Here is a 26,657-nt window from a genome sequence, read left to right as displayed (position 1 = left end):
TATTGTTTTCGAATTTATGAAGCGAGGGGATAAAAATATGAATTCAAACAAAAAAGCTGCAAAAATTGTGGGTGTTTTATTTATACTAGCTGCTGTTTCGGCTGTGATAGGTCTTAATTTATACGATCCTATCTTAAATGGTCCCGATTACCTAATAAAAGGTTCTGAACATGCCAACCAAGTGATATTAGGAGCGCTTATGGAGTTAATTCTTGTCGTTTCAGCCGTTGGTACAGCTACTACCATGTTTCCATTGTTAAGAATGTATAATGAAACAATCGCACTATGGCACGTATGCTTCAGGTTTCTTGAAGCGATTATTATTACAATTGGTTTAATCAGTGTATTGTCCCTCTTAACCTTAAGCCAGGAATTTGTAGCAGCTGAAGCCCCAGATCACCCATCTTTTCATTCTTCAGGAATCATCCTAAAAGCAATACACGACTGGACATTTATGCTTGGTCCCCTTTTTATGCTAGGTATAAACACGATGATGTATAGTTATATATTTTATAAAACCAAACTTGTACCGAGATTCATATCAATTCTGGGGATGACAGGGGCCACTTGTGTTTTTGTTTGTTCTTTGTTCGTCATGTTCGGCGTATTTCCTCAAATATCTTTTTGGGGTGCTATTTTAGCTGTTCCAGTAGCAGCTAATGAAATGATTTTAGCAATATGGCTCCTCATTAGGGGATTTGATGAAACTGCGGTTGATTTCATCTCTGGAAAGAGGGAAGTTACTAAACATGAGTTTACTTCTATGTAAGGCAATAACTATATAAAAAATAAATATCCTAATCAGCACCCATAACGGACGTTACCCTCATCTTGAAATCATCCAACAACAATTGACTACTAGATTTCCACATTCCTTTAGTTATTACCCTACTCCTAATAAGAGGTGCAATTCTATAAGTAAGAAGATGAAAAAAAGGAGAGAGGCCATATGAAAGCAATCGTGTGCACAAAATATGGAACACCGGATGTTTTTCAACTTCAAGAAATCGATACGCCAATCCCAAAAGATCATGAAATAAGGATCAAAATACATGCGGCTTCAGTTGGACCAGCAGACTGTACCTTTCGAAAAGGATCCCCCATTGTTAAGCTTGTTTACGGTCTAAATAGACCCAAAAACCCAATACTTGGTGCGGAGCTTTCCGGCGAAATTGATGCTATTGGAAAAGGAGTTTTGAAATATAAAGTGGGCGACCAAGTATTTGGATTAAGTACAAGAACGTTTGGTGCTCAAGCCGAATACAAATGTTTGCACGAAGATACTCCGCTAACGATCAAATCGTCTGCTATGACCTATGAAGAAGCCGTTGCTGTCTGTGATGGTGCACCTACCGCACTGACGTTCCTTCGAGATAAGGCAAAGTTACAGCGCGGACAACATGTTCTGATTAATGGTGCGTCTGGAGCAGTAGGGATATATGCGGTACAAATAGCTAAATACTTGGGTGCAGAAGTTACTGGAGTATGCAGTACAACTAATATTGAGTTGGTAAAGTCGCATGGAGCAGATAAGGTCATTGACTACACCAAGGAGGATTTTACGAAGAACAGTCAGACATACGATGTTATTTTCGATGCAGTGGGTAAACGCTCCTTTACAGAATGTAAATGCTCTCTCACGCAAAGAGGAACATACCTTTCCACAGTACCTTCATTATCCATTCTATTTGACATGTTTAAGACTACGATGTTTGGGAAAAAGAAAGCAATTTTTGTAACTGCGGGACTTATGCAGAACCAAGCAAATCTGAACTATCTTAAAGACCTTTATGAGGCTGGAAAAATCAAAGCTGTCATCGATCGAAGATATCCATTGGAAGAAGTTGCAGAGGCTCACCGATATGTAGAAAAGGGGCACAAAAAGGGAAATGTCATCATAACTTTGACGTAACGCTGAGGTTTTTACCTTGTGCAGATAGGAAATGGGTGATTCTCCTTTCTCTTATTCGACTAAAAGGGTAAGTTTAGTAAAAATTTGACCAACAAAAGAGAAGATCTTTTGTTATCTTCTCTTTTGTTGGAAATAGAACTCTTTACTGTATTTACGCTTAGATTAGCTGACAAGGTAGGGGTAACAAGACAAACTATTGTTTCTCTTGAGAAGGGAACCTACTCGCCGTCTTTAGAACTAGCTTTTCGTATTGCACGGGCATTTGATTTATTTTTGGAAAAAGTATTTTTTTAGAGACAACTCCATGCAGTAGGATTAGTGATTTGTGATTGTAAATTTAATTAACGAATATGCGCTTCCCTCTACTTCCTGTAATAGTTATCAACTAGATATCAAGTGAACACGTTTATGAGGCGGGTACAATATTTTGAAAAAATTAAAGATATCTAACTAATTGATAATTAATGGGAGGTTGAACAGTATGAAAGCAGCTATTTTTGAATCCTATGGTTCCCCGGAAGTTATGGAGATAAGAGATGTTGTTAAGCCGTTCATCAAGGAAGAAGATAGGGTATTAATTAAAGTTGTTTCCGCCTCTATAAATCAATATGATATTTTATTTCGAAAAGGTTATATTCCTACTAGATTAGAAAATGGCTTAATAAAACCTAAAACTCAAATTCTGGGAATAGACGTTGCGGGTGTAGTCGAAGCAGTAGGTGAAAATGTACAAAAGTTCAAGGTTGGAGATCATGTTTTTGGAAGTTGTGTAGGCTCCCATGCGGAATATGTTTGCCCGCGACAAAATGTTCTAAGCCTTATGCCAAAAAACTCAACTTTTGAGGAGGCAGCTGCAATACCATGTGCTGCTCAGACAGCTTTACAAGCATTGCGAGATGTCGCAAAGGTAAAAGCTGGCGATAAAGTATTAGTCTATGGTGCATCAGGGGGAGTAGGACACTTTGCTGTTCAGCTAGCCAGATACTACGGTGCTGAAGTAACAGCCGTATGTAGTACATCGAATATTGAGTGGATTAGAGATTTAGGGGCTCACCATGTAATTGATTATACCCAAGAAGATTTTGCTCACAACGGAAAAAAATACAATATAATACTTGATGCTGTTGGAAAGAGGACCTTTTTCAGTTGCTTCCACTCTCTAACTGAGAACGGTATTTATATAACAGAACATCCACTCTACCCCAAGTATCATCCAATTCAATTAATGATAGGCTCTATCATTGGTAGTAAGAAGCCTAAGATTCATCTTGCAAAACCAAATGACAGTGATTTGGACCTTTTACGAGTGCTTATGGAAAAAGAAACATTAAGACCTGTAATTGAAAAGTGCTTTACTTTAAATGAAATCGTAGAGGCTCATAGGCACGTTGAAAGTGGACGGACAAAGGGGAAGGTTGTTCTTAAAATCGAGTAAAATTATTTCCAATCTGGATTAATTATTCATAAACATTCTCATGAATAAAACATATAAATTATATAGAACCAAATTAGAACAAGTCCAAGAGCTGATGATTGATTGAGCTTCAGATTTTCTTGTTTTTTAATAAAGGAGCAATATGCCCTGAATTATTTAAAATGAGAACCGCAATAGGATTGTGAAGAATTACACTTAAAGTAACGAGGGCGTTGATCCAGGACGGATTAACGCTTTTTTTGTGGAACTTACTTATTGAACAAACGGGGATAGTTGATTAACACCATTAGGTTTATATGAAAAACCTATCAGGACAAGTCAGATTAAACACCTTGTGTAGGTTCAGGAGGATTAATGTACTTTGTTGTTGAATACATTGTTATATTTACAAAAGGGGAATAGGATATGAATGTTTACTGTAAAGGCGTTTTCAAAGAAATGGATTTGGCAATTAACTCTATTATCAAGTTGATAGACACACTGAACGAAGGAGACCTGAATATTAGACCGACTGAAGGAAAATGGTCGATTGGTGAGTTACTCTCGCACATATCGGTTCTATGTAAAGCCGACTTTCTAATTGGTGCTGGAGCTTCGGAGGAGGAGATGGATCATTTCTATGAAGAAGCTGAGCCAGAAGCGAATCGGAAGGCAATAACAGATTCCTTGATTTACAATTACTCTTATCTAAAAAAAGGCATAGGAAGTTTAAAGGAAGAGGAGCTGTTGCAAGAAACGACTTCATTTTTTGGGGTGGTTCATTCACGTTACGAATGGCTGTTGGATACTCAGGCTCACCTGTTCCATCACCGTGGGCAGTTGCACTCATTGATTGTTCACATACTTAAGCTAGAGCCGAACGTCCAGTTGTTCGAGTAAGTTCACACAATGTATTTATTTGTATTATTTCATTTTCCAATACTAAACGGGTGCTTGAATACCTAGCCGATGTTTTTTGCTCTGTTTATGAATAATGGTCATTTTTGATAACTCTTCGAAATCTTACTTTCAGTTACCTGTCAGATGGTAAGAGATATAGGAATAGTATATTACTGGATTAATAAAATTGAAACAGGAAGAAAAATGAGGTGATTTTATTTTAGAAAAACTCAGGAAAATTAGTATGAAAACTGCTGTATTTATGGGAATTATTTTTTACTCTTTGACTATCTTAATCCACTTTCTTATTATAAGCAAAAGTATTCCATTCACATGGGTTAATGGTGGAAGGTCTGAATCATTCGCTGAACAGCTACCAATATCTGTTATAAGTATCGTTATTTCTATTGTTGGAGTAGTTTTTACGTTGATTGTTGGTAGAATTAAACTATATAAATACAAAAGAGGAATAACCGTTATATGTTGGTTTTTTGTTGTACTTTGGTCTTTTGGATTTATTCAACAATTGTTTGGAACACCTTTTGAAAAAATGGTTTGTTCGTTAGTATTGCTTATTGGAGTTATCTCGAACTTGCGAATGGCGATTGAAAAAAAATAGATGTAACTATTTAATTAATAAGTTTGTGAACAATTACACTTAAACTAAGGGAGCTTATCATCCATAGTAAATAATTCAATTGAGTTGTAATTATGCAGGATCTTATTCACCTCTGTATGCTTCAACTTTTTTTTGTAACAGTCTAGTCAGCAATTTGTTTAACGGACTTTCGAGATATAACTAATAAGCCAAATTTCCTGATAGAGAAATTTGGCTCTTTCTGGAAGGTAAACTCTATTTTTGATCTATTCTCTTACGCAAAACTAGTAATTGCAGTAATGGGACAATAGATAGATAGCTATTTTTATATGATAAGATTCAATTCCTTTGTTAACGGCAGGATATTTTGGCTAAACGTCGTATTTCATCACTTAGTTTTTGATTAACGGAATAGACTTCTTCTATGAAACTTAAAATACGAAGTGCCGATTCAGGTACATGCTCATATCCCTGTATCATGTCTGCAATGATTTCCGCGAAACGAGGATATCTTTTTTCCATGCGCCTCTCGTTTCCGAAAGGATCAGGAAAGTAATCCACCTCTTGCTCCATCAAATGAAGTACAGATAAAATCCTGTCCACAGCATAACCTTGTACGAACCTCGTCGCTGATAGGCGCTCTCCCCTGGCAAAGCGGCAGAGTCCAACATAGAGATTAGTTAAAGCTTCGTTCAATGGGTGGTCTAAGGAGTCTTTTTTGGGGTTAGGTACCGGGTTGGAAGGTTTTGAAATTCCTATATTGTTGTAGGAGGGATCCTTCCAAACGACTCTCCCTTCCGTATAAGAACCTTTAACTAGCTCCGATTCCTCAAATACTGCATATTCACCAAAAATGCCGTCCTCAAACAGAATTTTATAGCCAATTTCTGAATTCTTAAAAGAATAAGCTAAAGGGTAAACTTCTTCTAGCCAATCCAAATGGTCGATATATCTGCTTTTCTGATCATGCCTTACAATGACAAAGAAATCCAAATCTGAATATTCGTCCAGCCGAGCAGTCTCAATTCCAACGGAACCGACTCCTAACAATAATAGGGCACCGCCTTTTCTTTCGAGCGATTTGCCGATCTCGTCCAGCCGATGCAATAGCATTTCTGTTCTCAACATTAAGAGCCCTCCTTTAGGTTTAAGAATGCAAAAAGGGTCCAACCTACTTTTCAGCGAGGTTGAACCCAAAGGTTACATTGCCTTTATTTTCCTAATATGATTTTAACATGGACCCTAATTTCTTTCTACCAAAAATAATTTATTTTATTTACGGTAATATTCAAAGTACAATACAGTTGGAAGTTGAACAGGAAGAAGGGGGAGAATCCCCTTCTTTACTTTTTTAAAAATTAATGTATTGTCAGAAAATCAATCATTTAACACCTTGCAAGACCTCTTTCAAATGCCGCAAGATGGTTCATAGAGGGCATTACGAAGTTGAGAAAAAACGGTTAAAACATCATTAGGAATATTAAGTGATAGAAACCTATCGTACATGGAAATATTATCTATTTCTCCCTCAACCCCAGGGTAATTCAAGGGATACAATATAGTGGAAGGACTGGGGAAGGAGTCCCTGCTAATTGGGTACCAGGTCAATCTGGAATTATTAGGGATCCGAAGTTCATTGGTAGAATTTAAGGGCTACCCAATAATCGTATTTAAATAAAAAAGAAACTCGCCAATTTCTAAGGCGAGTTTTACTTTTTTTATATCATTAACGATGTTAAAACGTCTGTCATTTTCGATAATTATTTTTAGAAAAGTACTTCAAAATGGAACCCTTTAATTTCAGAATCAACAGCTTTTTCTTAAGTGGTTATTAATGTGCATTACTTTGATATCGTAATGGAGTATTTTGTTAAGTTGTTAATAACTCTAAACGAAAATCGTAAATTTTGTGAACTATTTATTTATCCGTTTAAAACCTTTCCACCGTTTACGTGAATCATTTGACCACTGATATAGGAAGAATCATCACTAGCTAAGAAGACGTATGCAGGAGCCAGTTCTTCAGGTTGTCCTGCACGTCCCATTGGAGTGCTTTGACCAAACTTGGCTACTTTATCTTCAGTGAACGTGGAAGGAATGAGTGGCGTCCAAATAGGACCTGGAGCAACCCCGTTCACGCGGATTCCATCTTTTGAAATGGAGTTCGACAATGCTCTAGTGAAGGATACAATTGCCCCTTTTGTTGATGAGTAATCAATAAGTTCGGGGTGTCCTTCATACGCTGTGACAGAAGCGGTATTGATAATAGAACTTCCTTTCTTTAAATGAGGCAGGGCAGCTTTTGCCAAGTAAAAGTAAGCAAAGAAGTTCGTTTTGAATGTTTTTTGCATCTGCTCTGTTGTAATATCCAGAATGCTTTTTTGTGGATGTTGTTCAGCTGCATTATTAACAAGGATATCGAGTTTGCCGAATTCACCAACCGTTTTTTCAATAACTTCCTTACAGAACGTTTCTTCACCAAGGTCACCTGCTAATAATAAGCATTTTCGACCTTCAGCTTCCACAAGCTCCTTAGTTTTATTGGCATCTTCATGCTCGTCCAAGTAGACAATACAGACGTCCGCACCTTCTTTAGCATAGTAGATGGCAACTGCCCGCCCTATCCCACTGTCTCCACCAGTAATGATGGCTATTTTATCTTTAAGCTTATTGCTCCCTTGATAATTTGGTTTTACGGATTCCGGCTCAGGTGTCATTTCTGTTTGGATTCCTGGTTGATGATTTTGATGTTGAGGTGGAAATGCTGGTTTTTTTTGATTTTGTTGGTTATCATTTGTCATAATTTGAACTCCTCCAATCAATACTCTCTGTATGTATATTCCAATATTTCCTGATATAAAAACGTGAGAAATATTGGAAAAGAGGTACTAGCGCCTGCTTTATTACTTTACCTACAAAGAAAGGATTATAAAAAAAATCGAATCCCAATCAGTTAGGGATTCGATTTATAAAGGATTTATCTAAAGTTCATGAACTGAACATCGATCGGAAGTCCAGCTTCACGAATAGAAGCCATGATTTTTTGGAGATCATCCTTGCTTTTACCAGTAACTCGGATTTGGTCATCTTGAATTTGAGACTTGACCTTTAGTCCGCTGTTTTTGATAATAGTATTAATCGTTTTTGCATTTTCTTTATCGATACCTTGAATTAACTTGGCACGCTGGCGTACTGTTCCACCGGATGCCCCTTCAATTTTGCCATAATCTAAATTCTTCGTTCCAACGCCTCGTTTAATAAGCTTTGAAATCATGACATCCTTTAACTGTTCAAGCTTAAACTCGTCATCTGACACAAGGACAAGCTCTTCTTTTTCCACTTTGATATCGCTCTTGCTTCCTTTAAAATCAAAGCGATTCTGGATTTCCTTAAGGGCGATATTCACGCCGTTAGTCACTTCAGAAACATCTACCTTACAGACGATATCGAATGAACTTTCTTTTGACATATGTATGTACCTCCAGCTACATTTTATATGTACCATTATATTGAAAAATAGCTATAGTGACAAATAAAGCCTTCTGTCTTCAACTGACAGAAGGCTATCATATTCCATTCTATAAGTGATCCGTCTTTTTAGAATAAGCATCTCTGCCTGCTTTACGGTTCTTCTCACGAACCATATTTTTTTCATGTTGCAGGGCTTGATTGTCTTTCGCTTTTTTATCATTGTCTGAAGTCTTAGGCATAATAACACTCCTTTCCTGTAAAGTTAGTATTCGTTTTCACAGAAAGGAGTATGTATTGGATTATTTTGCTTTGTGCCTCTTCATTCAACTATTCTGGAAGCTTGTTTAAGAAGAAGAGTGCAATAGTTCCAGGGCCAACATGGGCACCAATTGCTGAACCAATCATTTCAATTTCAAAATGAGTAGCGCCAAATTCTTGAGAGATAGCTTCTTTCCATTCAAGAGCAGTCTCTAAATCATCCGCATGACTGATTCCAATTGTTTGTTGTTGTAATTTCTCACCGCGTTCATGCATCAAATCAAGGACTTTCTTTAAAAGCTTCTTTTTTCCTCGGATTTTATCCAGTGGGACAAGTTTTCCTTCTTCAACATGAAGCAAAGGCTTAATATTTAAAAGTCCCCCAACTAACGCAGATGCTTTTGATATCCTCCCACCTCTAGCTAGATATTCAAGTTCATCAACCGTGAAAAGAGACTCCATATGAGTACAATGGAATTCAACAGCCTTTACGATCTCTTCTTTTTTTGCTCCTTTTGCAGCTAAATTGGCAGCAACCTTTACCACTAATCCATAGCCTAAAGAAGCACATTTAGAATCGATGATTTCTAAATCAAGGTCTGGATACGTTTCCTTCACTTCATTACGAATCATAACGGCCGTATTGTATGTACCGGATAATTCAGAGGAAAATGCAATATAAACACCTTGTTTCTTTTCCTCTGCCAATTGGGTAAACAATTTATGCATGTACTCGGGAGAAGCTTGGGAAGTCTTTGGTACAGAGCCATTCCTCATTGCATCATATACACTGATTGATTGAATGGTTAAACCATCTTCGTAATCCTTTCCATCAAGATGAACAAGTAATGGAATATAAGGCAATTGTTTTTGTTCAAAATATGAATATGGCAAGTCACTAGCGCTATCCGCTAAAATATGTACGTTCATTTTTACTTCACCTGCTTAAATTAGATAATTTACATTTAGTGTAGCATTCAAAAAATAGATAGGGAAGAGAAGTGTTAATTTCTTCTAATGGGGAAAATTAAAATGAATTCGTTGATATCTTCCTTACATTCCTATATCTTCTATAGGTAAATTATAATCGAATAAAGGAGGAAGTGCATTGTATTGGTCTGAAATAAAAAAAATTATCATTGTCATCATTGGAGCTTTGCTCAATGCCATAGCGATGAATTTCTTCTTGATTCCTGCCAAGGTTTATGCGAGTGGTTTTGCAGGGGTTGCACAGCTACTATCAAGTCTATTCGCCACATTCGCTTCTATTAAGATTTCAACGGGAATATTGTTGCTGGTCTTGAACATTCCTATAACAATTTTAGCATGGAAAAAGGTTGGAAAATCGTTTACTTTGTATAGTTTCCTAAGCGTAGTCCTTATGTCCTTTTTTATGGAAATCATACCGGTTGTAAAAGTATCTCCAGATATTTTATTGAATGCTGTATTTGGTGGGGTAATCGCAGCGGTTGGTGTAGGGTTTACCCTCAAATATGGGGCATCCACAGGGGGGATGGATATCATCGCGATGATTTTATCTCGTATGAAAGACAAGCCTGTAGGAACCTATCTATTTAGCTTGAATGCGGTTATTATTTTGACAGCTGGTTACATATATGGCTGGGAAAAGGCATTGTATACGTTAGTGACCCTTTATGCTGCTTCCAGAGTGGTAGATGCCATTCATACAAGGCATAATAAACTAACAGCCCTTATCATTACAAAAAAATCAGAAGAATTAAAGGCAGCAATCCATGGCAGATTAGTCCGCGGAATCACCACTATTCCTGCAAAGGGAGCGTTTACCAATGAAAGCAAGGAAATGATGATGATTGTCATTACTCGCTATGAATTATACGATTTAGAAAAAATTATTCAATCAGTTGATCCAAATGCCTTTACAAACATCGTCCACACAGAAGGAGTATTCGGATTTTTCCGTAAGGATTAAAAAATGGCACGTACTGAGTTCATCTCAGTACGTGCCATTTATCGTTAAAGCATTTTTGGACTTATTTACAAGAGTCCAACTGTTCCTGCATTTGGCTTAACTGAGCTTGTTCGGCAACAGTGGAATTAGAATAGGCAGATGATATGGCATTTTGTGCCTTCTCTATCGCTTGTTGCTTGTTTCCATCAGCAGCATTTACAGCTTGATTGACGCTATTTCTAGCTTCCTGGAATAATTGGTTCCCCATTTAAAAACCTCCAAGAGATAAATCTTCACCATGGCTTTTCAACTTTTTGGCTTCTGCCTCTGCCAAGGTCATATGATAAGGGATTCTTTCATCATGCTTTGAAACAACATCTTTGCCCTGTTGAACGAAACGCTTAGATTTATTGCTTCTACCCATTGTATATCCCCCACATTCTTATCGATTTAAAAAGCTAATGTCAATCAAAGAACAGGTCGACACAATCACTGTGTCCTTTATATTGTGTTCAAATTGTTCCTTTTCATAAAGGAAATTACTTCTATTAGGCAAGCTTGATGTTGAATTTCTCCTCTAAATACAAAGCAATTCCATCTTCTTCATTCGATAAGGTCGTATCATTAGCAACGCTTTTTAATGCAGAAATAGCATTCCCCATAGCGACACCACAGCCTGCATATTCTAACATTTCAAGGTCATTATCTTCATCTCCGAATGCGATGATTTTACTTTGATGAATATCAAAATACTGTGCGACCTTTTGAATCCCTACAGCTTTATTTAATCCAGTTTTTACGATCTCAATGACATGGTAAGGATCTGCCCATCTTCTATGATCAATCACTTCTGCATGGACATCCGAAAGATGCTGACGAATTTGAGCAACATGTTCTGGGTCGGTATGAATTAACATCGAAGTAGGATTCGTTTCAAGGTAATGTCTTAAATCGCCTGTGGTCACTTTCGGATTTCCTAATTTGAATATATCAATCAGTTTTTCGTCATGATAATGGAAATACACATCATCTCGAACTTCAGCGATGATATTGTGATACTTAAATTGATCACAAGCCTCAACAATATCTTTCGCCACTTTCATATCAAGTGGTGTGTGGAATGAGCCCCAATTAGTATAAGTAGGATGGTGCACAAACGCTCCATTAAAATTCACAATAGGAGTATTTAATCCCAATTCTCGGTAATACATTTCACTGGACCGATAAGGACGTCCCGTTGCAATCATGACTTGATGCCCTTGATCTTTTAAAGTTAAAAGGGTATTTTTTGTCCTATTTGATATTGTTTTATCATCTTTTAATAAAGTACCATCTAAATCTAGAACGATTAAATGTTGATCAGCCATATTTTCTCCTTTTTTCACACAATGTTATTTTAACTAGTTGTTCGTAAAATAAGTTCTTCTAATAAAATATATCCATGTCCAGCATCTATATTGTATAAAAGTTCTGTAAAATACATTCTAAGATAAAGTTAAATCTTTTTCCATTTATACATGTTTCGAGTATAGTATTTGTAAAGAAAAACATGGAACATGTAATGGGGGAAAGAAGCATGGTTATAGTAAAAAGAGAAGTAATAAAAGATATTCCCGTTCTTCACGTTGTCAAACAAGAATTAGTGTATGAAACTTTGCCATTTGTCCTATTTGTCCATGGATTCACAAGTGTTAAGGAAAGAAACTTAACCATTGCATACCTATTAGCCGAAAAAGGAATCCGTGTGGTCATGCCAGAAGCAATCCTTCATGGTGAAAGGTCAGAAGGGTATGATGAGTTCAAAATGGGCTTAAATTTCTGGAAGATTGTTAAAAATACCATTCAAGAACTAGAAGTCCTAAAAAATGAATATGTTCGTAATGGACTTGCTGATGAGGCTAGAATTGGACTGTCTGGTACTTCTATGGGTGGAATAATTACGATGGGAGCTCTTAGAAAATACGACTGGATTAAAAGTGGCGTTTGCTTCATGGGTTCTCCTGCATATGTGGAGTTCGCGGAATTCCAAGTGAATAATATACGTAAAGCAGTAAAAGAGATGCCGATTACTGAAGAGGAAATACAACAGGAATATGAGGGATTAAAGGAATATGATCCTTCATTGGGCATTGAACATTGGCGAGCTGTCCCGTTGCTATTCTGGCATGGAGAGCGTGATATGGTAGTCCCGTATCATAGTGCCTATAAATTCTATGAAAAATTAAAGCCAATGTATGAACAACAGGGGGTTGAGATCACCTTCATATTGGAAGAAAAAGCAGTGCATGTCGTTTCACATTCTGCAATGTTAGAAGCCACCAAGTGGTTCGAAAAACATCTTTAGAAAGGATGAAGAGATATGGATAAAGAATTAAAAGAGAATATTTTAGGCGCCTTGGAACAAGTCATCGATCCTGAACTAGGTGTCGATATCGTAAATCTTGGATTAGTTTATGATGTAGATTTGGATGATGAAGGTCGTACAATCATTACAATGACACTTACTTCAATGGGGTGCCCACTAGCAGGAGTCATTATAGATCAAGTAAAAAACTTTCTTGAAGACCTTCCGGAAGTCAAAGATCCACAAGTTAACATTGTCTGGAATCCACCATGGACGAAAGATCGAATGTCTCGCTATGCAAAAATTGCACTTGGAATACAATAATCATTGTTTAGTAAGCAGGATTTTAACGAAGTGATTTTTCGTTAGAATCCTTTTTTTGTTGTATTGGAGGTAACTTACTTAATGTGTAACTTTAGTCACTGCACCCAATATTCATAACTGTTATGATTTTCTTTGGGGTATGATGTTTGTACATAAAGAAAGCCGGCATCTCGATTTACTGAGAGTACCGGCTTTTTAATCGATATTACAAATATCAACTGGACAGTTTTCACAATCGATTTCCGTTTTTAAAAATTCGAGATCATGTATGGTAATAATCCCTTTTTCAATGGAAATTACGTTTTGCTTTCGAAGGTCACTTAACATCCGATTTGCTACTTCACGGGAAGTGCCACAAAAATTGGCCAATTCTTGATTCGTCAAGGGAAGGTTAATGACAATTCCATCATCTTTTTCTTCTCCATAACTATTGGTCAAGCGAATTAGAGTTGAATAAAGAGCTCCTTTTTTACCGTGAAGAAGTAGGTCGCGAAACTTTGTTTGCGTTTTCCGATATTGAGTTGCCATCCATTTTAAAAATTCGACAGCTACCGTGCCATCAACTGACAGTCTCTCTTCCAAAGCATCCTTCATGATAACCGCAGCTTCCCCATCCTCAAGGATTTTAGCGCTCATCATATATTTAGAACAAGAAGAAAATAAAATCATTTCTCCAACGATATCTCCCTTTGAACAAATACGCAGAGTCAATTCCCTTCCGTCAGGTATAATCTTACTGATTTGTACCTTTCCACTCATAATGATAAATAATTCGTTTGCAGCAGCGCCTTCCTGAAATAAATAAGTCCCTTTCTCCAGCTTTTTGACATGATGCATCGATTTAATTAGTTCTTGTAGTTCTGTAGAAATGTTATTGATTGATTCAAACATGAAAAAACCACCTTTATGAGGTTCACTTAGGCATAGCTATCTTTGATTTAATAAGAAATTTGTCTTGCCGTCAACTGGAAAAAGAATTTTTTTACAGTATTAAGAGTGCTTACTATATTCCTTAATGTTTGAAAAATGAAAAATAATTTATAAAAATACAATTGATTTTATTTTTATGCAGTTTTATAATGAGAGACATTAATATGATCACAGATAAGTAGGAGGAGACTTAATGAAAGCTGCCATTATTGGAGCGACTGGCTATAGTGGATTAGAATTGGTGCGATTATTGCAACACCATCCTATTTTCACTATTGGCTCTTTGCATACTTCATCAAGTCCAGGGAAGTCAATCAATGAAGGAAATCCACATTTAACGAATATTGAATACATTTTAGAAGACATAAACCCAGATAAAATTGCAAAGGAATGTGAGTTGGTATTTTTAGCGACTCCAAGTGGGGTATCATCACAATTGACTCCCATTTTCATGGATTTAGGAGTAAAGGTTATTGATTTATCTGGTGATTTACGATTAAAAGATTGGGATGAATATTCGAAATGGTACAAAAAAACGTCAGCACCAAATAGTGTATTGGAAAAAGCCATTTATGGCCTGACTGAGTGGAATAAAGAGAAAATCGCAAATGCGAAAATCATTGCAAACCCAGGTTGCTATCCGACTGCGTCACTGCTTGGATTGGCACCTTTGTTTCAAGAGGGATGGACGGATGCCACTGATTTGATTATCGATGCAAAATCGGGGGCTTCAGGTGCGGGGAGAACAGCAAGTACAGCAAGTTTGTACAGTGAAATCAATGAAAATATGAAAATATATAAAGTTCATGAACATCAACATATTCCAGAGATTGAACAACAATTGACGGAGTGGCTTCCATCTGCCACTACTATTGATTTCAGTACACATTTAGTTCCGATGACAAGAGGCATTATGTCGACGATGTATATCAAAGCCAATCAAACTATTAGTACAAAAATGTTGTTGGAACTTTATCAAGAGACATACATGAAATGTCCATTTATACGGATTGCGAGGGAGAATACCTTCCCATGTACGAAACAGGTCTATGGTTCAAATTACTGTGACATAGGCATGGCGGTAAATGAAAGAACTGATAGGATTACCATTGTCTCCGTTATCGACAACTTATTAAAAGGGGCGGCAGGGCAAGCTGTCCAAAATGCGAATGTAATGTGTGGATTAAATGAAATGGAAGGTTTACAACAAATGCCTTTATTTCCTTAAGGAAGAAAGTAGGAGGAAAAAATGGAAACTGTAAAACAAAAGATTCAAGAAGTCAAAAAAGGATCGATACTTTCGGTTCCAGGATTTAAAGCAGCAGGGGTACATGCGGGATTACGTTATACGAAAAAGGATGTGGGCGTCATTATCTCTGAAAAGCCTGCAGCCTGTGCAGCTGTTTTTACAACGAATGTTTTTCAAGCGGCTCCGATTGCAGTCACAAAGGATAGCTTGAGCCAAGGTAGGACTATCCAAGCAATTATAGTGAACAGTGCTTGTGCGAATGCTTGTACAGGCGAGCAAGGAATGATGGATGCTTATGAAATGCGCAAGATGGCTGCTGAGCACCTAGGCTTGAAAGTACATCATGTGGCTGTTGCTTCAACGGGTGTGATTGGTGAGTATATGAAAATGGATAAAATACACACCGGAATCAAGTTATTAAATCCAGCAGACGACACCGAAAGTGCCGAAGCTTTCCAAACAGCAATTTTAACAACAGATACTGTTACTAAAGGCTGTGCGTACCAGGCTGAAATTGGTGGGAAGCTTGTTACGATGGGAGGGGCGGCCAAAGGCTCCGGAATGATACACCCGAATATGGCGACCATGCTTGGGTTTATTACAACAGATGCTTCCATTGATGCGATTTCCTTGCAACATGCGTTGTCAAAGGTCACTAATTATACATTCAATCAAATTACAGTGGATGGAGATACATCTACCAATGACATGGTGATGGTCCTTGCAAACGGGCAGGCAGGAAACGACCTGTTATCTCCTGAGCATGAGGATTGGAATGTTTTCGTTGAGCTATTAAAAATGGTAAGTGAAGATTTAGCTAAAAAAATCGCCAAAGACGGTGAAGGAGCAACGAAGTTAATCGAGGTTCAAGTAACTGGTGCAAAAGGGAAACTGGATGCACAAAAGATTGCTAAGACAATAGTGGGGAGTAATTTAGTTAAATCGGCGATGTACGGTGCTGATGCAAACTGGGGAAGAATTATTGGGGCGATGGGACGTAGCGGAGTTATGTTCGATCCTGATCAAGTGGATATTTCTTTCGGGAATATCATGGTCCTAAGGAACGGTCAGCCAGTAGCATTTTCTGAAGAAGATGCTCTCCAATATTTACAAAACAAAACCATCACAATCCATGTAAAAATGAAGGAAGGCAATGAATCTGGAATAGCATGGGGCTGCGACCTTACATATGACTATGTAAAAATAAACGCAAGCTATCGAAGCTAGGAGGATTATAATGGCCACTTATGTCATTAAGCTTGGTGGGAGTACTATCCATGATCTAACAGCAGATTTTTTCACAAGCCTACAAGAGTTAAAGAATAATGGTCATCAGCTCGTATTCGTACATGGTGGTGGTCCAGATATATCTGCAATGATGGATAAGATGGGTGTTCAATCAGAGTTCCATAATGGTCTTAGAGTGACGTCAAAGGAAGTGATGGAAGTTGTTGAACTGATGCTAGCAGGAAAAACGAATCGGTTACTGACATCTTTGTTAAATCAATATCATATTCCATCCATTGGACTGAACGGTAGTGACGCTAATTTTCTTACAGGAGAATTTGTGGATTTTCTTGAATTAGGCTATGTAGGAACAGTTACGAACGTTGAAATAAAAAGACTAAAATTGTTAATGGAGGAAGGCTGGACACCCGTGATTTCTCCAATTGCAATTTCCGAAACAGGAGAGAAGCTTAACGTAAATGCAGATATGGCTGCTGGAGCTATAGCCCAAGCAATCAATGCTGATGCTCTTCTTTTTGTCACTGATGTTCAAGGTGTGTTACATGAGGGGAATTTACTTCAGTCGATTAGCAAAAATGAAGTGATGGAATTTATTGAGAAGGGTATCATTTACGGAGGAATGATTCCCAAGGTCAATACCGCTTTAAAAGCGACTGAAATAGGTGTGAATGAAGTTTTGATCGTAAGTGGTAAAAATTCGTTTCTTGAAGGTGATTGCTTGGTAGGGACTTCATTTACACTATAATACAAGTAAGTCGATCTAGTAGGGGAATTTTTAAAAAAAGTATCAGTACAAATAGGCTTTCGCTAGCTCCAAGGGCATGTTTTTAGCCAAATTTTCAACAAAAGGAGTGAACAAATCAATATGACACAATCGCTATTCCCAACTTACCAAAGATGGGATATTAGACCGAAGAAAGGGTTAGGCTGTTGGCTGCAATCTGAAGATGGAAAAGAATATTTGGATTTCACATCAGGGATTGGTGTGACTAGTCTTGGGCATTGCAATCCTGAGGTTGGTAAGGCTGTTAAGTATCAATTAGAGCATTTTTGGCATACATCCAATTTATTTACTCTAACGATCCAAGAACAGGTGGCGAATCTTTTGTCAGAAGCCTCGGGTCTTGATCGTGTGTTTTTTTGTAACAGTGGAGCAGAAGCTAACGAAGCGGCTATAAAATTGGCAAAGAAAGCTACTGGTAGAAAAAAAATTATCTCGTGTTTAGGATCCTTTCACGGCAGAACTTATGCGACAATGGGAGCGACTGGCCAAGAAAAAGTAAGAATTGGATACGGCCCGATGTTGGAGCAATTTGACTATATTTCTTTTAACGATATTGCTAGTGTTTCAAAGAAAATCGATGGTGATACGGCTGCAATCATGCTTGAAGTTGTCCAAGGTGAAGGCGGAATCAACCTTGCGACAAAAGAGTTTTTAACTGAGATTCAAGAAGTTGCGTCCAAGAATGGCGTTCTTATCATTGTGGACGAAATCCAAACTGGGATTGGAAGAACGGGGACATGTTTCGCTTATCAACAATTTGATTTTTCACCGCATATTGTTACAGTTGCAAAGGCATTAGGGAATGGACTGCCCATTGGTGCAATGATTGGAAAGGCAGAATTAATAGAATATTTCGGACCGGGAAGTCATGGTTCAACCTTTGGAGGAAATCCGGTAAGTCTAGTAGCTTGTAAAGCTACATTAGAGTCTATTTTTCAAGATGAATTTCTAGCATTAATCGAACAAAAAGGTCACTACTTGAAAAGCCAATTAAAGCAACAGCTTTCAAATTCAAACTATGTTGTAGACATTAGAGGGATGGGTTTGATGATTGGAATTGAACTGGCTAGTGAAGCGAACGACATTGTAATAAAGTTACAAGAGGCAGGCATGTTGACATTATCGGCAGGACCTAACGTTTTAAGGTTATTGCCCCCCCTTAATGTGTCCTATGAAGAAATGGATATTGCCATACAAAGAATCTGTCAGGCGATTCATTCGCAGTCAGGTATTTTTTTAACACAGAAATGAATAAAAATACTAAAATACTTATAAAAATTCAAAAAAGAAGAGGTGAGGATATGAAAGGATATATTCATTTACAGAGTGGAGAAACCTTTACTGGTAAATGGATTACGGCGGCCCCAACATCGAGTGTTGAAGGGGAAGTTGTTTTTTATACAGGTATGACAGGTTATCAAGAGGTCCTTACAGATCCTTCATATAAAAACCAAATTGTGGTGTTCACATATCCGTTGATCGGTAATTACGGGATCAATGAAAGCGACTTTGAAAGCAAGATTCCACACGTGGCAGGTGTGATTGTATACGAAGGAAGCATGACACATTCACATTATCAAGCTAATCAATCATTAAAGGATTATCTTGAAAAATGGAATGTACCTATGCTAGGCCATATTGATACAAGAGCAATTGTAAAAAGGATTCGTTCACACGGTTCGATGCCCGCAGTAATCGGTTCATCGAAGGAATGGAGCTCTAGTCGAAGCAATGCCGTTCAACAAAATATAGTGGACCAAGTCAGTCAGAGAGAGACAAAAAAAATCGATGGAAATGGTCCTCATATCGTTATGTTAGATTTTGGTTACAAGAAATCGATGTTAACAGCTTTAATTGCTCGAAGTTGCCAGGTTTCCATCGTCCCATTTAACATGTCATATAGCAAGATTCAAGCTCTGAAACCAGATGGGATTCTATTATCGAACGGTCCTGGAGACCCGAAGGACTTACAAGAGCTTTTGCCAAACTTAAAGCTAATTATCACCAAATATCCAACATTGGGAATTTGTCTCGGTCATCAACTAACCGCATTGGCATTAGGTGGAAACACTGAAAAGTTATTATACGGTCATAGAGGTGCCAATCAGCCAGTTGTGGATGTGATAACGAAGAAAGTCTTTATGACTTCGCAAAACCATAGCTATATGGTCGAAGAGGATAGCCTCAAGGGAACAGGGCTTTATGTTCGTTTCAAAAATGTGAATGACCAGTCTGTTGAAGGATTATCTCATCAGTCATTGCCTATTTTAACTGCACAATTCCATCCAGAAGCACATCCTGGTCCAGCTGAGAGTGCAAAGTTATTTGATGAATTTATAAATCTGGTACGTTACGGAATCGGGAGAGAAAAAGTTTATGCCTAAAGATACTACCATACAAACAATATTAGTCATCGGTTCTGGACCAATTGTGATTGGCCAGGCAGCTGAATTTGATTATGCAGGAACACAGGCATGTCTTGCTTTGAAAGAGGAAGGGTATAAAGTCATTCTTGTAAACAACAATCCAGCCACCATCATGACCGATGAAATGAATGCAGACGTTGTATATTTTGAACCTTTGACTGTTGAAGCAGTAAGTAAAATCATTGAAAAAGAAAAACCACATGGATTATTGGCTACATTGGGCGGGCAAACGGGATTAAATCTGGCTTATGCTCTTGATGATGCAGGAATCCTGGAAAAGCATCGAGTGAAAATGCTGGGTACGCCCATCGAATCGATAAAAAATGGTGAAGACCGTGATTTGTTTCGCCAACTGATGTACAAGATAGAAGAGCCTGTCCCTGAAAGCATAATCATCCATACTTTAGAAGAGGCGATTACCTTTGCTGATGAAATTGGATTTCCTATCATTGTGCGCCCTGCCTATACAATGGGAGGTACTGGTGGAGGAATTGCATCATCTCTGCAGGAGCTAAAAGAATTAGTTAGAGGTGGACTCCAAGAAAGTCCTATCAGTCAATGTTTAGTTGAAAAAAGTATAGCTGGATTTAAGGAAATCGAGTACGAAGTCATGCGAGATGGAAATGGTACGTGTATTACCATTTGCAATATGGAGAATATCGACCCGGTGGGAATCCATACAGGAGACTCTATTGTAGTAGCTCCATCCCAGACGTTATCTGACGAAGAATATCAAATGCTAAGAACGGCTTCTATTAAAATTATCTCAGCATTAGGCATAATTGGAGGCTGCAATATTCAGTTCGCTCTTGATCCAAAGAGCAAGCAATATTACTTGATTGAGGTCAATCCAAGGGTAAGTCGATCTTCTGCCTTGGCTTCTAAGGCAACGGGTTATCCAATTGCAAGGATTGCTACGAAATTGGCAATTGGATATTCATTAGATGAGTTGATCAATCCAGTGACAGAGAGCACCTTTGCTAGCTTTGAGCCCTCTTTGGATTATGTAGTCGTCAAGTTTCCGAGATGGCCATTTGATAAATTTCCTCAGGCAACGAGAACACTTGGAACTCAAATGAAAGCCACTGGTGAAGTCATGTCATTAGAGCGGAATTTGGAAGCTGCAATCCAGAAAGCAGTCCAGTCCCTTGAATTAAAAGTAGATGGACTATCTTTACCTAGTTTAAAGGGATATGAAGAGAAAGAACTCTTCAATAAATTGCAAATGGCCGATGATGAAAGGTTCTTTGTTTTAATGGAACTGCTTCGAAGAGGGGTTTCTATTCAAAAACTACATGAACTTACAAAGATTGACCTATTTTTCCTATCGAGTTTTTCACAAATAACCGAAATGGAAAAGAAAATACAAGAGTCTTCCATATCCAATGTAACAGAAGAATTCATGTTATATATCAAAGAAAAAGGTTTTTCTGATGCGTATCTTGCAACCAATTGGAACGTCACCGAAATGGAAATTCGTCAAAAGCGTAAGTTCTTCAATGTGGCGGCTACCTATAAAACGGTGGACACTTGTGCAGCAGAATTCGTATCACATACTAGATACTATTACTCGTCCTACTTTGGAGAAAATGAACAAGTAAAATCTGATAAGAAAAAAGTATTAGTGATTGGCAGTGGTCCCATTAGAATCGGTCAAGGAATAGAATTTGATTATTGTTCAGTCCATGGAGTATTCGCGCTACAAAGCGAAGGAATTGAAACCATCATGATCAATAACAATCCAGAGACTGTAAGCACGGATTTTGCTACTGCAGATAAATTGTATTTTGAACCATTGACCTTTGAACATGTGGTAAATGTAATGGAAGCTGAAGGTATTATCGATGTGATTGTTCAATTTGGGGGACAAACGGCAATAAATTTGGCACAAAGACTAGAAGAATACGGCGCAAATTTACTTGGTACCTCTTACGAAGTATTAGATCAGCTTGAAGATCGTGACCGATTTTATTCATTGCTTCGAAAGCTAAAGATTCCGCATGTCCAAGGCACTATTGCTAATAACATGGTGGAATTACTCCAGAGTGTGGAAGAAATTAGCTTCCCGATTTTACTTCGTCCATCCTATGTAATTGGTGGAAGAGGTATGGAAATTTTTACGGATAAAGAAGAATTGAAAAAGAATATTTCGTTGCGAACGAATATGGAATATCCCATCTTAATGGATCGCTATCTGCCAGGAAAGGAAGCGGAATTAGATTTAGTGACTGATGGAGAAACCATCCTGGTACCGACTATTACAGAACACATAGAAAAGGCGGGTGTCCACTCTGGGGATAGTATGTCTATCATACCTGCAAAGAGCCTTTCAAATCATGTCCAAAAAACGATGGTTTCTTATGCAAAAAAACTAGTTCAGGAACTACAGTATAAAGGCTTAATGAACATCCAGTACGTCATTGAAGGCGAAAATGTTTATGTGTTGGAAGTAAATCCCCGAGCTAGCCGTACTATTCCAATCATCAGTAAAATTACGGACACTGCCATGGTACAAATTGCGACAAAAATATTGCTCGGGAAATATAAATTGTCAGAATTAGTAGATTCTACAGGACTTTTAGAACCTCTTCCATACACAGTTATTAAATATCCAGTGTTTTCGACCTTTGCATTAAACGGTCTTGATCCAAAAGTGGGTCCTGAAATGAAATCAACTGGAGAGGGAATTGCCATTGGTAAGGATTTGGAGAATGCATTATTTAAATCATTCCATTATTTGGGGAGACAGGGGAAAAAGGGAGCTTTACAAGTTTATGTAGATTCTACAGTTCAAATTAGTGAAAAGATAGCAAATTATAGCAAAGTGGTTGGTGTTGAATTTGTTAATCAGGAAAACTTTGACGACTGGGTGAAAAGCGATCAAGCGATGGCGGTTCTTGCTTATGGTAAAAGTGGAGAATCCTTACGAATAAAAGGGACTAAATATCGATTATTCACCTTTACAGAGGAAGAAACCTTCTTGGCTTTCTTGATTTCTAAAAAAGTGCTTCAATGGGATGTTACTCCATTGCAAACATGGCTATCACATAGAAAAGAAGGGGTTTTGAAATGATGAATGTAATGAAAGAGGTCAAAAAAGGGGAAATTATTCAACAAAAAGATTTTTTAAGTATGCAAGACATGACAAAAGACAAGATTCACTCACTTTTAAATCTTGCTATGCTGATAAAACGAAAATTCATATTAGGTGAAGCGTTTGTGCCTCTTAAAGGGAAAACGTTAGGGATGATTTTTGAAAAATCTTCAACTAGAACGCGTGTATCCTTCGAAGTGGGGATGCTTCAGTTGGGGGGACATGCATTGTTTCTAAGTGGAAAAGAGCTACAATTAGGACGTGGAGAAACCATTTCTGATACAGCTCAAGTACTTTCACAATACTTAGATGGAATAATGATACGTACGTTTGAACATAAAAAAGTTCAGGAATTGGCAAAGTATGCCTCTATCCCAGTGATTAATGGTTTAACGGATTATGACCATCCATGCCAAGCGCTTGCAGATCTCTTGACGATACAAGAAATCAAAGGTGAATTAAAAGGGCTAAAAATAGCTTACGTTGGGGACGGTAACAATATGGCGCATGCATTAATGATGGCAGCAGCTAAAACTGGAATGGATTTTACGATTGCTTGCCCTAAAGAGTATGTCCCTTCTGAAGAAGTAGTAAAACATTCTGTCGAAGCTGGCCAAATTAGTGGTAGTAACATTGTGGTTACAGAAGACCCAATCGAGGCTGTAAAAGAAGCAGATATCATTTATTCTGATGTATGGACTAGTATGGGACAGGAACAAGAAAATGAGGTCCGTTTAAAAGCATTTGAAGGCTATCAAATCAATGAAAATCTTGTGAAGTATGCAAAAGAAGATTATATTTTCATGCATTGTCTTCCTGCACATAGAGAAGAAGAAGTTTCAAGTGGAGTCATTGATGGCCCAAACTCTGTCATTTTTCATCAAGCGGGTAACAGGTTACACGCCCAAAAAGCGTTACTTGTAGATTTAATGGGTTAATACTTGAGAGCGATTTTCCACAATCGCTCTTTTCTAATTTCTTATAGATTTTTGACTCATTGAAAAAAAACGTTAGGTCATAATAATAGGGAAAGAAAAGGAGGGAAACAAAATGGGTCAATCACATCAGTTTAGATCAGGCCAAAAAGCTCCAAATAACGGCTATTACGTTGAAGTTGGAGATACTGGCAGCAATGTTACTAACCCTAAGAAAATCAAATTAAAAGCGGGAGATTCATTCCCAGAAACTTCAAACGATAAGCGCCACTGGACATACCATCCAAAACAGTAATAAAGAAATAAGCAATGACTAGCTCAAAATTTTCATATTAATCTAAAAAGGATGCTTAGAGGTTCATTTATTATGGAACTTCAAGCATCCTTTTGCTATTTAAGACAATATAATAGAAAAAAGGGCGACTAGCTAATGACTAGTCACCCTAAATTTCTTAGTGATGTGCGTGATCCACTGGATCATTTGGAATTAAGAAGCTAAGCACTGTAATTAAAACAAATACTACAACTGCTAGTGTAGTTCCTGTAGTGAATGAAAAATCAACTGAAATCATGGAACTAACTACGTATGTAAGCATTTGACTTAATAAAAACGTCCAGAAAAAGGTCATTACGTATTTCATGTTTTCACCTCTTTGTTTAACAATCCTTTATATAGTATCATACTTTTCATTTAATGAAAACGCTTTTTAAGCTTAAATTGCCCGTAATACTAAAAACCATGTAAGAAACCATTTTATCTCTTATCTAGGCTAATACGCTTTCGAAAAGCCAATCTTTTCATACATTGAAGTGAGAATTAGAGAAAGGGGACAGAAATGATGAAACGTTCTTTTCTAATGGACAGCCAATGGAATATTGTCTATTATCCAGAAAAACCAAATGGCTTTTCTGTCTTTCTCATTGGCGATCGAGAGCATTACGTGGAAGAGAAAAGTAGCTTCTGGGATCAACATCCTAGTCGGATTAAACTGATAGAGGCCATGATGAATCAGGGATATACCGCATTTTCTTCCCACTTGTACGGTAGACATTGGGGAAGCGAACGAGCTTTCCAATTATCCAAGCAATTATATTATATGATTATGAAGAGTGAAATATTGAATGATAAAATTCACCTTTATGCTGAGGGAATGGGAGTGATATTAGCTATTCGAATTATGAAGGAATGGCCAGATAAAGTCCGTTCCGCAGTATTTGTAAATCCTTGCCTCTGTTTTAAAGAGAAACTAGCCAATGAAAAGGAGAAAAAGTTTTTTTATAAAAGATTTATTCGCGAATTAGAAATGGCACATGGGTTACCAAATGGTAATTTTTCGTTATTAGGTGACACTTCACCCTTTGAGTTTAATTCATCTATTCCACTTAAGATTATTCATGTACTAGGACATCAAGGAGATAATCAATCGCATCTTTATCAGCGTATAAAACCTGTTATAGAGTCTGGTGCCAAGGTTGAATTTCAATATCTTGTTGCGGAGCAAAGATTTAAGTTGGCTCGTCAAGCGGTTTCTTTTTTTCACCAATTCGAGCAAGAACTTTAGTAACCCATTGGTAATTTTCAAATAATCTGCATAGGATACAACATGGCAAATGGGTTCGTATCCTGTGGTAATTTGAAAAAAGAGCGGACTAAAAACTTGGGGGAAGCTATGAAAAAGCATATAGTATTAGGTTGTTATCGGTTTGTAGGTTACCATTTATGTGAGTTTTTATTGGAAACGGGAGAAGAGGTAATTGGTTTAGATTGGAATTCCGGGATGGACGAAGATGAGAGAGAGGAAAAAGCCTTATCATTTGGCCGGAATTCTAATTTTACTTTTTACCCTATAGAGAATCGAAATACGCTTGATATTGAAGCTGATTCAATCATACATGTTCCTTACTATGATTTTGACGATCTTCTACTTGATATTAAAGAGCAAATAAAGGGAATAACAGATGAAGTCCGTTCAAAAGGAAATGTAATCATCGAGATTTATCCTTTTAGAGAAGAATTAATCGATGAGGAAGAAAAGATAAGGTTACTAGCACCGACTATTTATGGCCCTTGGCAACCAAAGGGAGCTTTGATTCGGAGTTTATTATCAGGAGAGTCTTTTTCTTCATTGACAGGTTTGCTAGATGATGCCATATACGTTCGTGACCTTGTGGAGGATTGGTCCCAAATAATTAACTTGCAACCAGGTGTATATGAATTAGTAAGTGATTTAGACCATCATCTAAAATCCTGCCTAGAACATGCAGGCAACAAAGAAGAAATTCCTCTTCTGACAACTAGAATTTCAAATCGAAAGACACACAAAATTCATGTGAAAACAAAGCCTGATGAAGGGATATCTAAACAAAAACAACATTTGGAAATTCAAAAGAAACTACAAGAGTGGAAAAAGAAATAATGAGGAAGCTATGTTACTTTTCAAAAATACCATCCAGAAGTAAAATAGATGTGAGAATTGAATAAGAATTTCGGGTGCATGTAAATGTCTAATAAGACAATGCGCCCGTTTTCTAGTAGCTTGGTTCATTTTGAATTGGACATCCAGCTCTAAAGGGTTAATCAACAAATTATTTTTCTATTAAAGGAGGCATGCAAAATGGAAGGAAATCAAAATATGCAATTCATGCAAATCGCCATGAAATACTTTCCTGAAGCGAAAGCAAAATTAGATGATGCAGGCATTCAATTATCTATGGAAGTCTTACCGACGTTTATGGAACTTTTTACAAAAGTTATGCAAGAAGCATACGACTTAGGAAAGCAAGACGCCCTAAAAGAAGAAAAGTAAAGTACATATGTAGATGAGCTGCCAATTCGGCAG

The 26,657-nt window shown here is 37.5% G+C and carries 30 protein-coding genes and 2 pseudogenes; 21 read left to right on the top strand and 11 right to left on the bottom strand.

The genetic code is table 11. From position 1 onward, the window contains the following. Positions 1 to 37 precede the first annotated feature (37 nt). From DBX25_RS07110 to DBX25_RS07085, 6 genes are all read left to right on the top strand, one after another. A complete protein-coding gene (locus tag DBX25_RS07110) occupies positions 38 to 769 on the top strand; it encodes a DUF4386 domain-containing protein (protein ID WP_108670142.1) in 732 nt (243 codons plus the stop codon). A gap of 180 nt (positions 770 to 949) precedes the next feature. Further along, positions 950 to 1,912 (top strand): NAD(P)-dependent alcohol dehydrogenase, encoded by a 963-nt coding sequence (locus DBX25_RS07105; RefSeq protein WP_108670085.1) that lies wholly within the window; start codon positions 950 to 952, stop codon positions 1,910 to 1,912. Between the two features lie 108 nt (positions 1,913 to 2,020). Continuing rightward, the gene (locus DBX25_RS07100; RefSeq protein WP_108670084.1) at positions 2,021 to 2,206 is read left to right on the top strand and encodes a helix-turn-helix transcriptional regulator; all 186 of its coding nucleotides are present in this window, start codon (positions 2,021 to 2,023) and stop codon (positions 2,204 to 2,206) included. A gap of 187 nt (positions 2,207 to 2,393) precedes the next feature. Next, positions 2,394 to 3,347, top strand: a complete 954-nt coding sequence (locus DBX25_RS07095; RefSeq protein ID WP_108670083.1) for an NAD(P)-dependent alcohol dehydrogenase — start codon at positions 2,394 to 2,396, stop codon at positions 3,345 to 3,347. A 405-nt stretch (positions 3,348 to 3,752) separates the two neighbouring features. Next, positions 3,753 to 4,226: a DinB family protein gene (locus DBX25_RS07090; RefSeq protein ID WP_108670082.1), complete on the top strand. Its 474-nt coding sequence runs from the start codon at positions 3,753 to 3,755 to the stop codon at positions 4,224 to 4,226. 244 nt (positions 4,227 to 4,470) lie between these two features. Beyond that, on the top strand, positions 4,471 to 4,845 hold the full coding sequence (locus DBX25_RS07085; protein WP_108670081.1) for a hypothetical protein: 375 nt from the start codon (positions 4,471 to 4,473) through the stop codon (positions 4,843 to 4,845). A gap of 330 nt (positions 4,846 to 5,175) precedes the next feature. Here the strand turns inward: DBX25_RS07085 and DBX25_RS07080 are convergent, their stop codons facing one another. Both DBX25_RS07080 and DBX25_RS21230 read right to left on the bottom strand, forming a co-directional pair. After that, on the bottom strand, positions 5,176 to 5,952 hold the full coding sequence (locus DBX25_RS07080) for a hypothetical protein (RefSeq protein ID WP_108670080.1): 777 nt from the start codon (positions 5,950 to 5,952) through the stop codon (positions 5,176 to 5,178). A 257-nt stretch (positions 5,953 to 6,209) separates the two neighbouring features. Beyond that, positions 6,210 to 6,360: pseudogene (locus tag DBX25_RS21230) on the bottom strand (ferritin family protein); the annotation flags it as partial. Here DBX25_RS21230 and DBX25_RS21620 point away from each other — a divergent pair. Next, positions 6,361 to 6,474 (top strand): annotated as a pseudogene (locus DBX25_RS21620) (peroxiredoxin); the annotation flags it as partial. A gap of 272 nt (positions 6,475 to 6,746) precedes the next feature. Here DBX25_RS21620 and DBX25_RS07065 read toward each other — a convergent pair. The 4 genes from DBX25_RS07065 to DBX25_RS07050 form a co-directional block, all read right to left on the bottom strand. Beyond that, the gene (locus DBX25_RS07065; protein ID WP_108670079.1) at positions 6,747 to 7,625 is read right to left on the bottom strand and encodes an SDR family oxidoreductase; all 879 of its coding nucleotides are present in this window, start codon (positions 7,623 to 7,625) and stop codon (positions 6,747 to 6,749) included. A 176-nt stretch (positions 7,626 to 7,801) separates the two neighbouring features. Next, positions 7,802 to 8,293, bottom strand: coding sequence for a YajQ family cyclic di-GMP-binding protein (locus DBX25_RS07060; protein WP_108670078.1), 492 nt, complete (start codon positions 8,291 to 8,293; stop codon positions 7,802 to 7,804). A gap of 109 nt (positions 8,294 to 8,402) precedes the next feature. Beyond that, on the bottom strand, positions 8,403 to 8,534 hold the full coding sequence (locus DBX25_RS07055; protein ID WP_108670077.1) for a DUF3941 domain-containing protein: 132 nt from the start codon (positions 8,532 to 8,534) through the stop codon (positions 8,403 to 8,405). Positions 8,535 to 8,622: 88 nt separating this feature from the next. After that, complete coding sequence (locus DBX25_RS07050) at positions 8,623 to 9,483, bottom strand: DegV family protein (RefSeq protein WP_108670076.1); 861 nt, start codon at positions 9,481 to 9,483, stop codon at positions 8,623 to 8,625. 178 nt (positions 9,484 to 9,661) lie between these two features. Between DBX25_RS07050 and DBX25_RS07045 the strand changes: the two genes are divergently transcribed. Continuing rightward, positions 9,662 to 10,504 carry a YitT family protein gene (locus DBX25_RS07045; protein WP_108670075.1) on the top strand — a complete coding sequence of 281 codons (843 nt, stop codon included), beginning with the start codon at positions 9,662 to 9,664 and terminating at the stop codon, positions 10,502 to 10,504. 61 nt (positions 10,505 to 10,565) lie between these two features. On the opposite strand, the gene DBX25_RS07040 is transcribed toward DBX25_RS07045, so the two are convergent. The 3 genes from DBX25_RS07040 to DBX25_RS07035 all read right to left on the bottom strand — a co-directional run bounded on the left by DBX25_RS07040 (position 10,566) and on the right by DBX25_RS07035 (position 11,850). Further along, a complete protein-coding gene (locus tag DBX25_RS07040) occupies positions 10,566 to 10,751 on the bottom strand; it encodes a DUF3813 domain-containing protein (protein WP_108670074.1) in 186 nt (61 codons plus the stop codon). Beyond that, positions 10,752 to 10,907: a hypothetical protein gene (locus DBX25_RS20805; RefSeq protein WP_170110120.1), complete on the bottom strand. Its 156-nt coding sequence runs from the start codon at positions 10,905 to 10,907 to the stop codon at positions 10,752 to 10,754. It abuts the gene before it with no gap. Positions 10,908 to 11,031: 124 nt separating this feature from the next. After that, on the bottom strand, positions 11,032 to 11,850 hold the full coding sequence (locus DBX25_RS07035; protein ID WP_108670073.1) for a Cof-type HAD-IIB family hydrolase: 819 nt from the start codon (positions 11,848 to 11,850) through the stop codon (positions 11,032 to 11,034). 209 nt (positions 11,851 to 12,059) lie between these two features. On the opposite strand from DBX25_RS07035, the gene DBX25_RS07030 reads away from it, so the two are divergent. Together DBX25_RS07030 and DBX25_RS07025 are read left to right on the top strand one after the other, a co-directional pair. Beyond that, positions 12,060 to 12,827: a prolyl oligopeptidase family serine peptidase gene (locus DBX25_RS07030; RefSeq protein WP_157950904.1), complete on the top strand. Its 768-nt coding sequence runs from the start codon at positions 12,060 to 12,062 to the stop codon at positions 12,825 to 12,827. 15 nt (positions 12,828 to 12,842) lie between these two features. Next, a complete protein-coding gene (locus tag DBX25_RS07025; protein ID WP_108670071.1) occupies positions 12,843 to 13,151 on the top strand; it encodes a metal-sulfur cluster assembly factor in 309 nt (102 codons plus the stop codon). Positions 13,152 to 13,346: 195 nt separating this feature from the next. On the opposite strand, the gene DBX25_RS07020 is transcribed toward DBX25_RS07025, so the two are convergent. Continuing rightward, positions 13,347 to 14,030: a Crp/Fnr family transcriptional regulator gene (locus DBX25_RS07020; RefSeq protein ID WP_108670141.1), complete on the bottom strand. Its 684-nt coding sequence runs from the start codon at positions 14,028 to 14,030 to the stop codon at positions 13,347 to 13,349. A 244-nt stretch (positions 14,031 to 14,274) separates the two neighbouring features. Between DBX25_RS07020 and argC the strand changes: the two genes are divergently transcribed. The 8 genes from argC to DBX25_RS06980 all read left to right on the top strand — a co-directional run bounded on the left by argC (position 14,275) and on the right by DBX25_RS06980 (position 24,112). Then, entirely contained in the window at positions 14,275 to 15,309 is a 1,035-nt protein-coding gene (argC, locus tag DBX25_RS07015; RefSeq protein WP_108670070.1) for an N-acetyl-gamma-glutamyl-phosphate reductase, read from the top strand. 21 nt (positions 15,310 to 15,330) lie between these two features. Continuing rightward, the gene (gene argJ / locus DBX25_RS07010) at positions 15,331 to 16,557 is read left to right on the top strand and encodes a bifunctional ornithine acetyltransferase/N-acetylglutamate synthase (RefSeq protein WP_108670069.1); all 1,227 of its coding nucleotides are present in this window, start codon (positions 15,331 to 15,333) and stop codon (positions 16,555 to 16,557) included. A gap of 10 nt (positions 16,558 to 16,567) precedes the next feature. Continuing rightward, on the top strand, positions 16,568 to 17,323 hold the full coding sequence (argB, locus tag DBX25_RS07005) for an acetylglutamate kinase (RefSeq protein ID WP_108670068.1): 756 nt from the start codon (positions 16,568 to 16,570) through the stop codon (positions 17,321 to 17,323). Positions 17,324 to 17,443: 120 nt separating this feature from the next. After that, complete coding sequence (locus DBX25_RS07000; protein WP_108670067.1) at positions 17,444 to 18,613, top strand: acetylornithine transaminase; 1,170 nt, start codon at positions 17,444 to 17,446, stop codon at positions 18,611 to 18,613. A 50-nt stretch (positions 18,614 to 18,663) separates the two neighbouring features. Next, a complete protein-coding gene (locus tag DBX25_RS06995) occupies positions 18,664 to 19,746 on the top strand; it encodes a carbamoyl phosphate synthase small subunit (RefSeq protein WP_108670066.1) in 1,083 nt (360 codons plus the stop codon). Then, the gene (locus DBX25_RS06990) at positions 19,739 to 22,861 is read left to right on the top strand and encodes a carbamoyl phosphate synthase large subunit (protein WP_108670065.1); all 3,123 of its coding nucleotides are present in this window, start codon (positions 19,739 to 19,741) and stop codon (positions 22,859 to 22,861) included. Before DBX25_RS06995 ends, DBX25_RS06990 begins: the two co-directional genes overlap by 8 nt. Beyond that, positions 22,861 to 23,820: an ornithine carbamoyltransferase gene (argF, locus tag DBX25_RS06985; protein WP_108670140.1), complete on the top strand. Its 960-nt coding sequence runs from the start codon at positions 22,861 to 22,863 to the stop codon at positions 23,818 to 23,820. Before DBX25_RS06990 ends, argF begins: the two co-directional genes overlap by 1 nt. Positions 23,821 to 23,932: 112 nt before the next feature. After that, positions 23,933 to 24,112 carry a YjzC family protein gene (locus tag DBX25_RS06980; protein WP_108670064.1) on the top strand — a complete coding sequence of 60 codons (180 nt, stop codon included), beginning with the start codon at positions 23,933 to 23,935 and terminating at the stop codon, positions 24,110 to 24,112. Between the two features lie 157 nt (positions 24,113 to 24,269). Here DBX25_RS06980 and DBX25_RS06975 read toward each other — a convergent pair whose 3' ends face one another. Beyond that, positions 24,270 to 24,458, bottom strand: a complete 189-nt coding sequence (locus DBX25_RS06975; protein WP_108670063.1) for a YjzD family protein — start codon at positions 24,456 to 24,458, stop codon at positions 24,270 to 24,272. Between the two features lie 195 nt (positions 24,459 to 24,653). Between DBX25_RS06975 and DBX25_RS06970 the strand changes: the two genes are divergently transcribed. The 3 genes from DBX25_RS06970 (at position 24,654) to DBX25_RS06960 (ending at position 26,624) form a co-directional block, all read left to right on the top strand. Further along, the gene (locus tag DBX25_RS06970) at positions 24,654 to 25,379 is read left to right on the top strand and encodes a hydrolase (protein WP_157950902.1); all 726 of its coding nucleotides are present in this window, start codon (positions 24,654 to 24,656) and stop codon (positions 25,377 to 25,379) included. Between the two features lie 108 nt (positions 25,380 to 25,487). Next, positions 25,488 to 26,234: a hypothetical protein gene (locus DBX25_RS06965; protein WP_157950901.1), complete on the top strand. Its 747-nt coding sequence runs from the start codon at positions 25,488 to 25,490 to the stop codon at positions 26,232 to 26,234. 198 nt (positions 26,235 to 26,432) lie between these two features. Continuing rightward, a complete protein-coding gene (locus DBX25_RS06960) occupies positions 26,433 to 26,624 on the top strand; it encodes a ComZ family protein (protein WP_108670060.1) in 192 nt (63 codons plus the stop codon). Positions 26,625 to 26,657 lie beyond the last annotated feature (33 nt).

The sequence above is a fragment of the Peribacillus acanthi genome, from assembly GCF_003073175.1.
GTDB lineage: Bacteria > Bacillota > Bacilli > Bacillales > DSM-1321 > Bacillus_BN > Bacillus_BN acanthi.
Note: the sequence above shows the minus strand (reverse complement) of the source record. Positions and strands in the feature narration are given on the sequence as shown.

Excerpts from the sequence above, each read along its gene's own strand:
- DBX25_RS07060 (WP_108670078.1), bottom strand. The coding sequence starts at position 8,293 with ATGTCAAAAGAAAGTTCATTCGATATCGTCTGTAAGGTAGATGTTTCT.
- DBX25_RS07050 (WP_108670076.1), bottom strand. The coding sequence starts at position 9,483 with ATGAACGTACATATTTTAGCGGATAGCGCTAGTGACTTGCCATATTCA.
- DBX25_RS07040 (WP_108670074.1), bottom strand. The coding sequence starts at position 10,751 with ATGGGGAACCAATTATTCCAGGAAGCTAGAAATAGCGTCAATCAAGCT.
- DBX25_RS06960 (WP_108670060.1), top strand. The coding sequence starts at position 26,433 with ATGGAAGGAAATCAAAATATGCAATTCATGCAAATCGCCATGAAATAC.
- DBX25_RS06995 (WP_108670066.1), top strand. The coding sequence starts at position 18,664 with ATGAAAGGATATATTCATTTACAGAGTGGAGAAACCTTTACTGGTAAA.
- argB (WP_108670068.1), top strand. The coding sequence starts at position 16,568 with ATGGCCACTTATGTCATTAAGCTTGGTGGGAGTACTATCCATGATCTA.
- DBX25_RS07025 (WP_108670071.1), top strand. The coding sequence starts at position 12,843 with ATGGATAAAGAATTAAAAGAGAATATTTTAGGCGCCTTGGAACAAGTC.
- argJ (WP_108670069.1), top strand. The coding sequence starts at position 15,331 with ATGGAAACTGTAAAACAAAAGATTCAAGAAGTCAAAAAAGGATCGATA.
- DBX25_RS07065 (WP_108670079.1), bottom strand. The coding sequence starts at position 7,625 with ATGACAAATGATAACCAACAAAATCAAAAAAAACCAGCATTTCCACCT.
- DBX25_RS07035 (WP_108670073.1), bottom strand. The coding sequence starts at position 11,850 with ATGGCTGATCAACATTTAATCGTTCTAGATTTAGATGGTACTTTATTA.
- DBX25_RS06980 (WP_108670064.1), top strand. The coding sequence starts at position 23,933 with ATGGGTCAATCACATCAGTTTAGATCAGGCCAAAAAGCTCCAAATAAC.
- argF (WP_108670140.1), top strand. The coding sequence starts at position 22,861 with ATGAATGTAATGAAAGAGGTCAAAAAAGGGGAAATTATTCAACAAAAA.
- DBX25_RS07030 (WP_157950904.1), top strand. The coding sequence starts at position 12,060 with ATGGTTATAGTAAAAAGAGAAGTAATAAAAGATATTCCCGTTCTTCAC.
- DBX25_RS06965 (WP_157950901.1), top strand. The coding sequence starts at position 25,488 with ATGAAAAAGCATATAGTATTAGGTTGTTATCGGTTTGTAGGTTACCAT.
- DBX25_RS20805 (WP_170110120.1), bottom strand. The coding sequence starts at position 10,907 with ATGGGTAGAAGCAATAAATCTAAGCGTTTCGTTCAACAGGGCAAAGAT.
- DBX25_RS07105 (WP_108670085.1), top strand. The coding sequence starts at position 950 with ATGAAAGCAATCGTGTGCACAAAATATGGAACACCGGATGTTTTTCAA.
- DBX25_RS07085 (WP_108670081.1), top strand. The coding sequence starts at position 4,471 with ATGAAAACTGCTGTATTTATGGGAATTATTTTTTACTCTTTGACTATC.
- DBX25_RS06975 (WP_108670063.1), bottom strand. The coding sequence starts at position 24,458 with ATGAAATACGTAATGACCTTTTTCTGGACGTTTTTATTAAGTCAAATG.
- DBX25_RS07095 (WP_108670083.1), top strand. The coding sequence starts at position 2,394 with ATGAAAGCAGCTATTTTTGAATCCTATGGTTCCCCGGAAGTTATGGAG.
- DBX25_RS07090 (WP_108670082.1), top strand. The coding sequence starts at position 3,753 with ATGAATGTTTACTGTAAAGGCGTTTTCAAAGAAATGGATTTGGCAATT.
- DBX25_RS07055 (WP_108670077.1), bottom strand. The coding sequence starts at position 8,534 with ATGCCTAAGACTTCAGACAATGATAAAAAAGCGAAAGACAATCAAGCC.
- DBX25_RS06970 (WP_157950902.1), top strand. The coding sequence starts at position 24,654 with ATGATGAAACGTTCTTTTCTAATGGACAGCCAATGGAATATTGTCTAT.
- DBX25_RS06990 (WP_108670065.1), top strand. The coding sequence starts at position 19,739 with ATGCCTAAAGATACTACCATACAAACAATATTAGTCATCGGTTCTGGA.
- argC (WP_108670070.1), top strand. The coding sequence starts at position 14,275 with ATGAAAGCTGCCATTATTGGAGCGACTGGCTATAGTGGATTAGAATTG.
- DBX25_RS07000 (WP_108670067.1), top strand. The coding sequence starts at position 17,444 with ATGACACAATCGCTATTCCCAACTTACCAAAGATGGGATATTAGACCG.
- DBX25_RS07080 (WP_108670080.1), bottom strand. The coding sequence starts at position 5,952 with ATGTTGAGAACAGAAATGCTATTGCATCGGCTGGACGAGATCGGCAAA.
- DBX25_RS07110 (WP_108670142.1), top strand. The coding sequence starts at position 38 with ATGAATTCAAACAAAAAAGCTGCAAAAATTGTGGGTGTTTTATTTATA.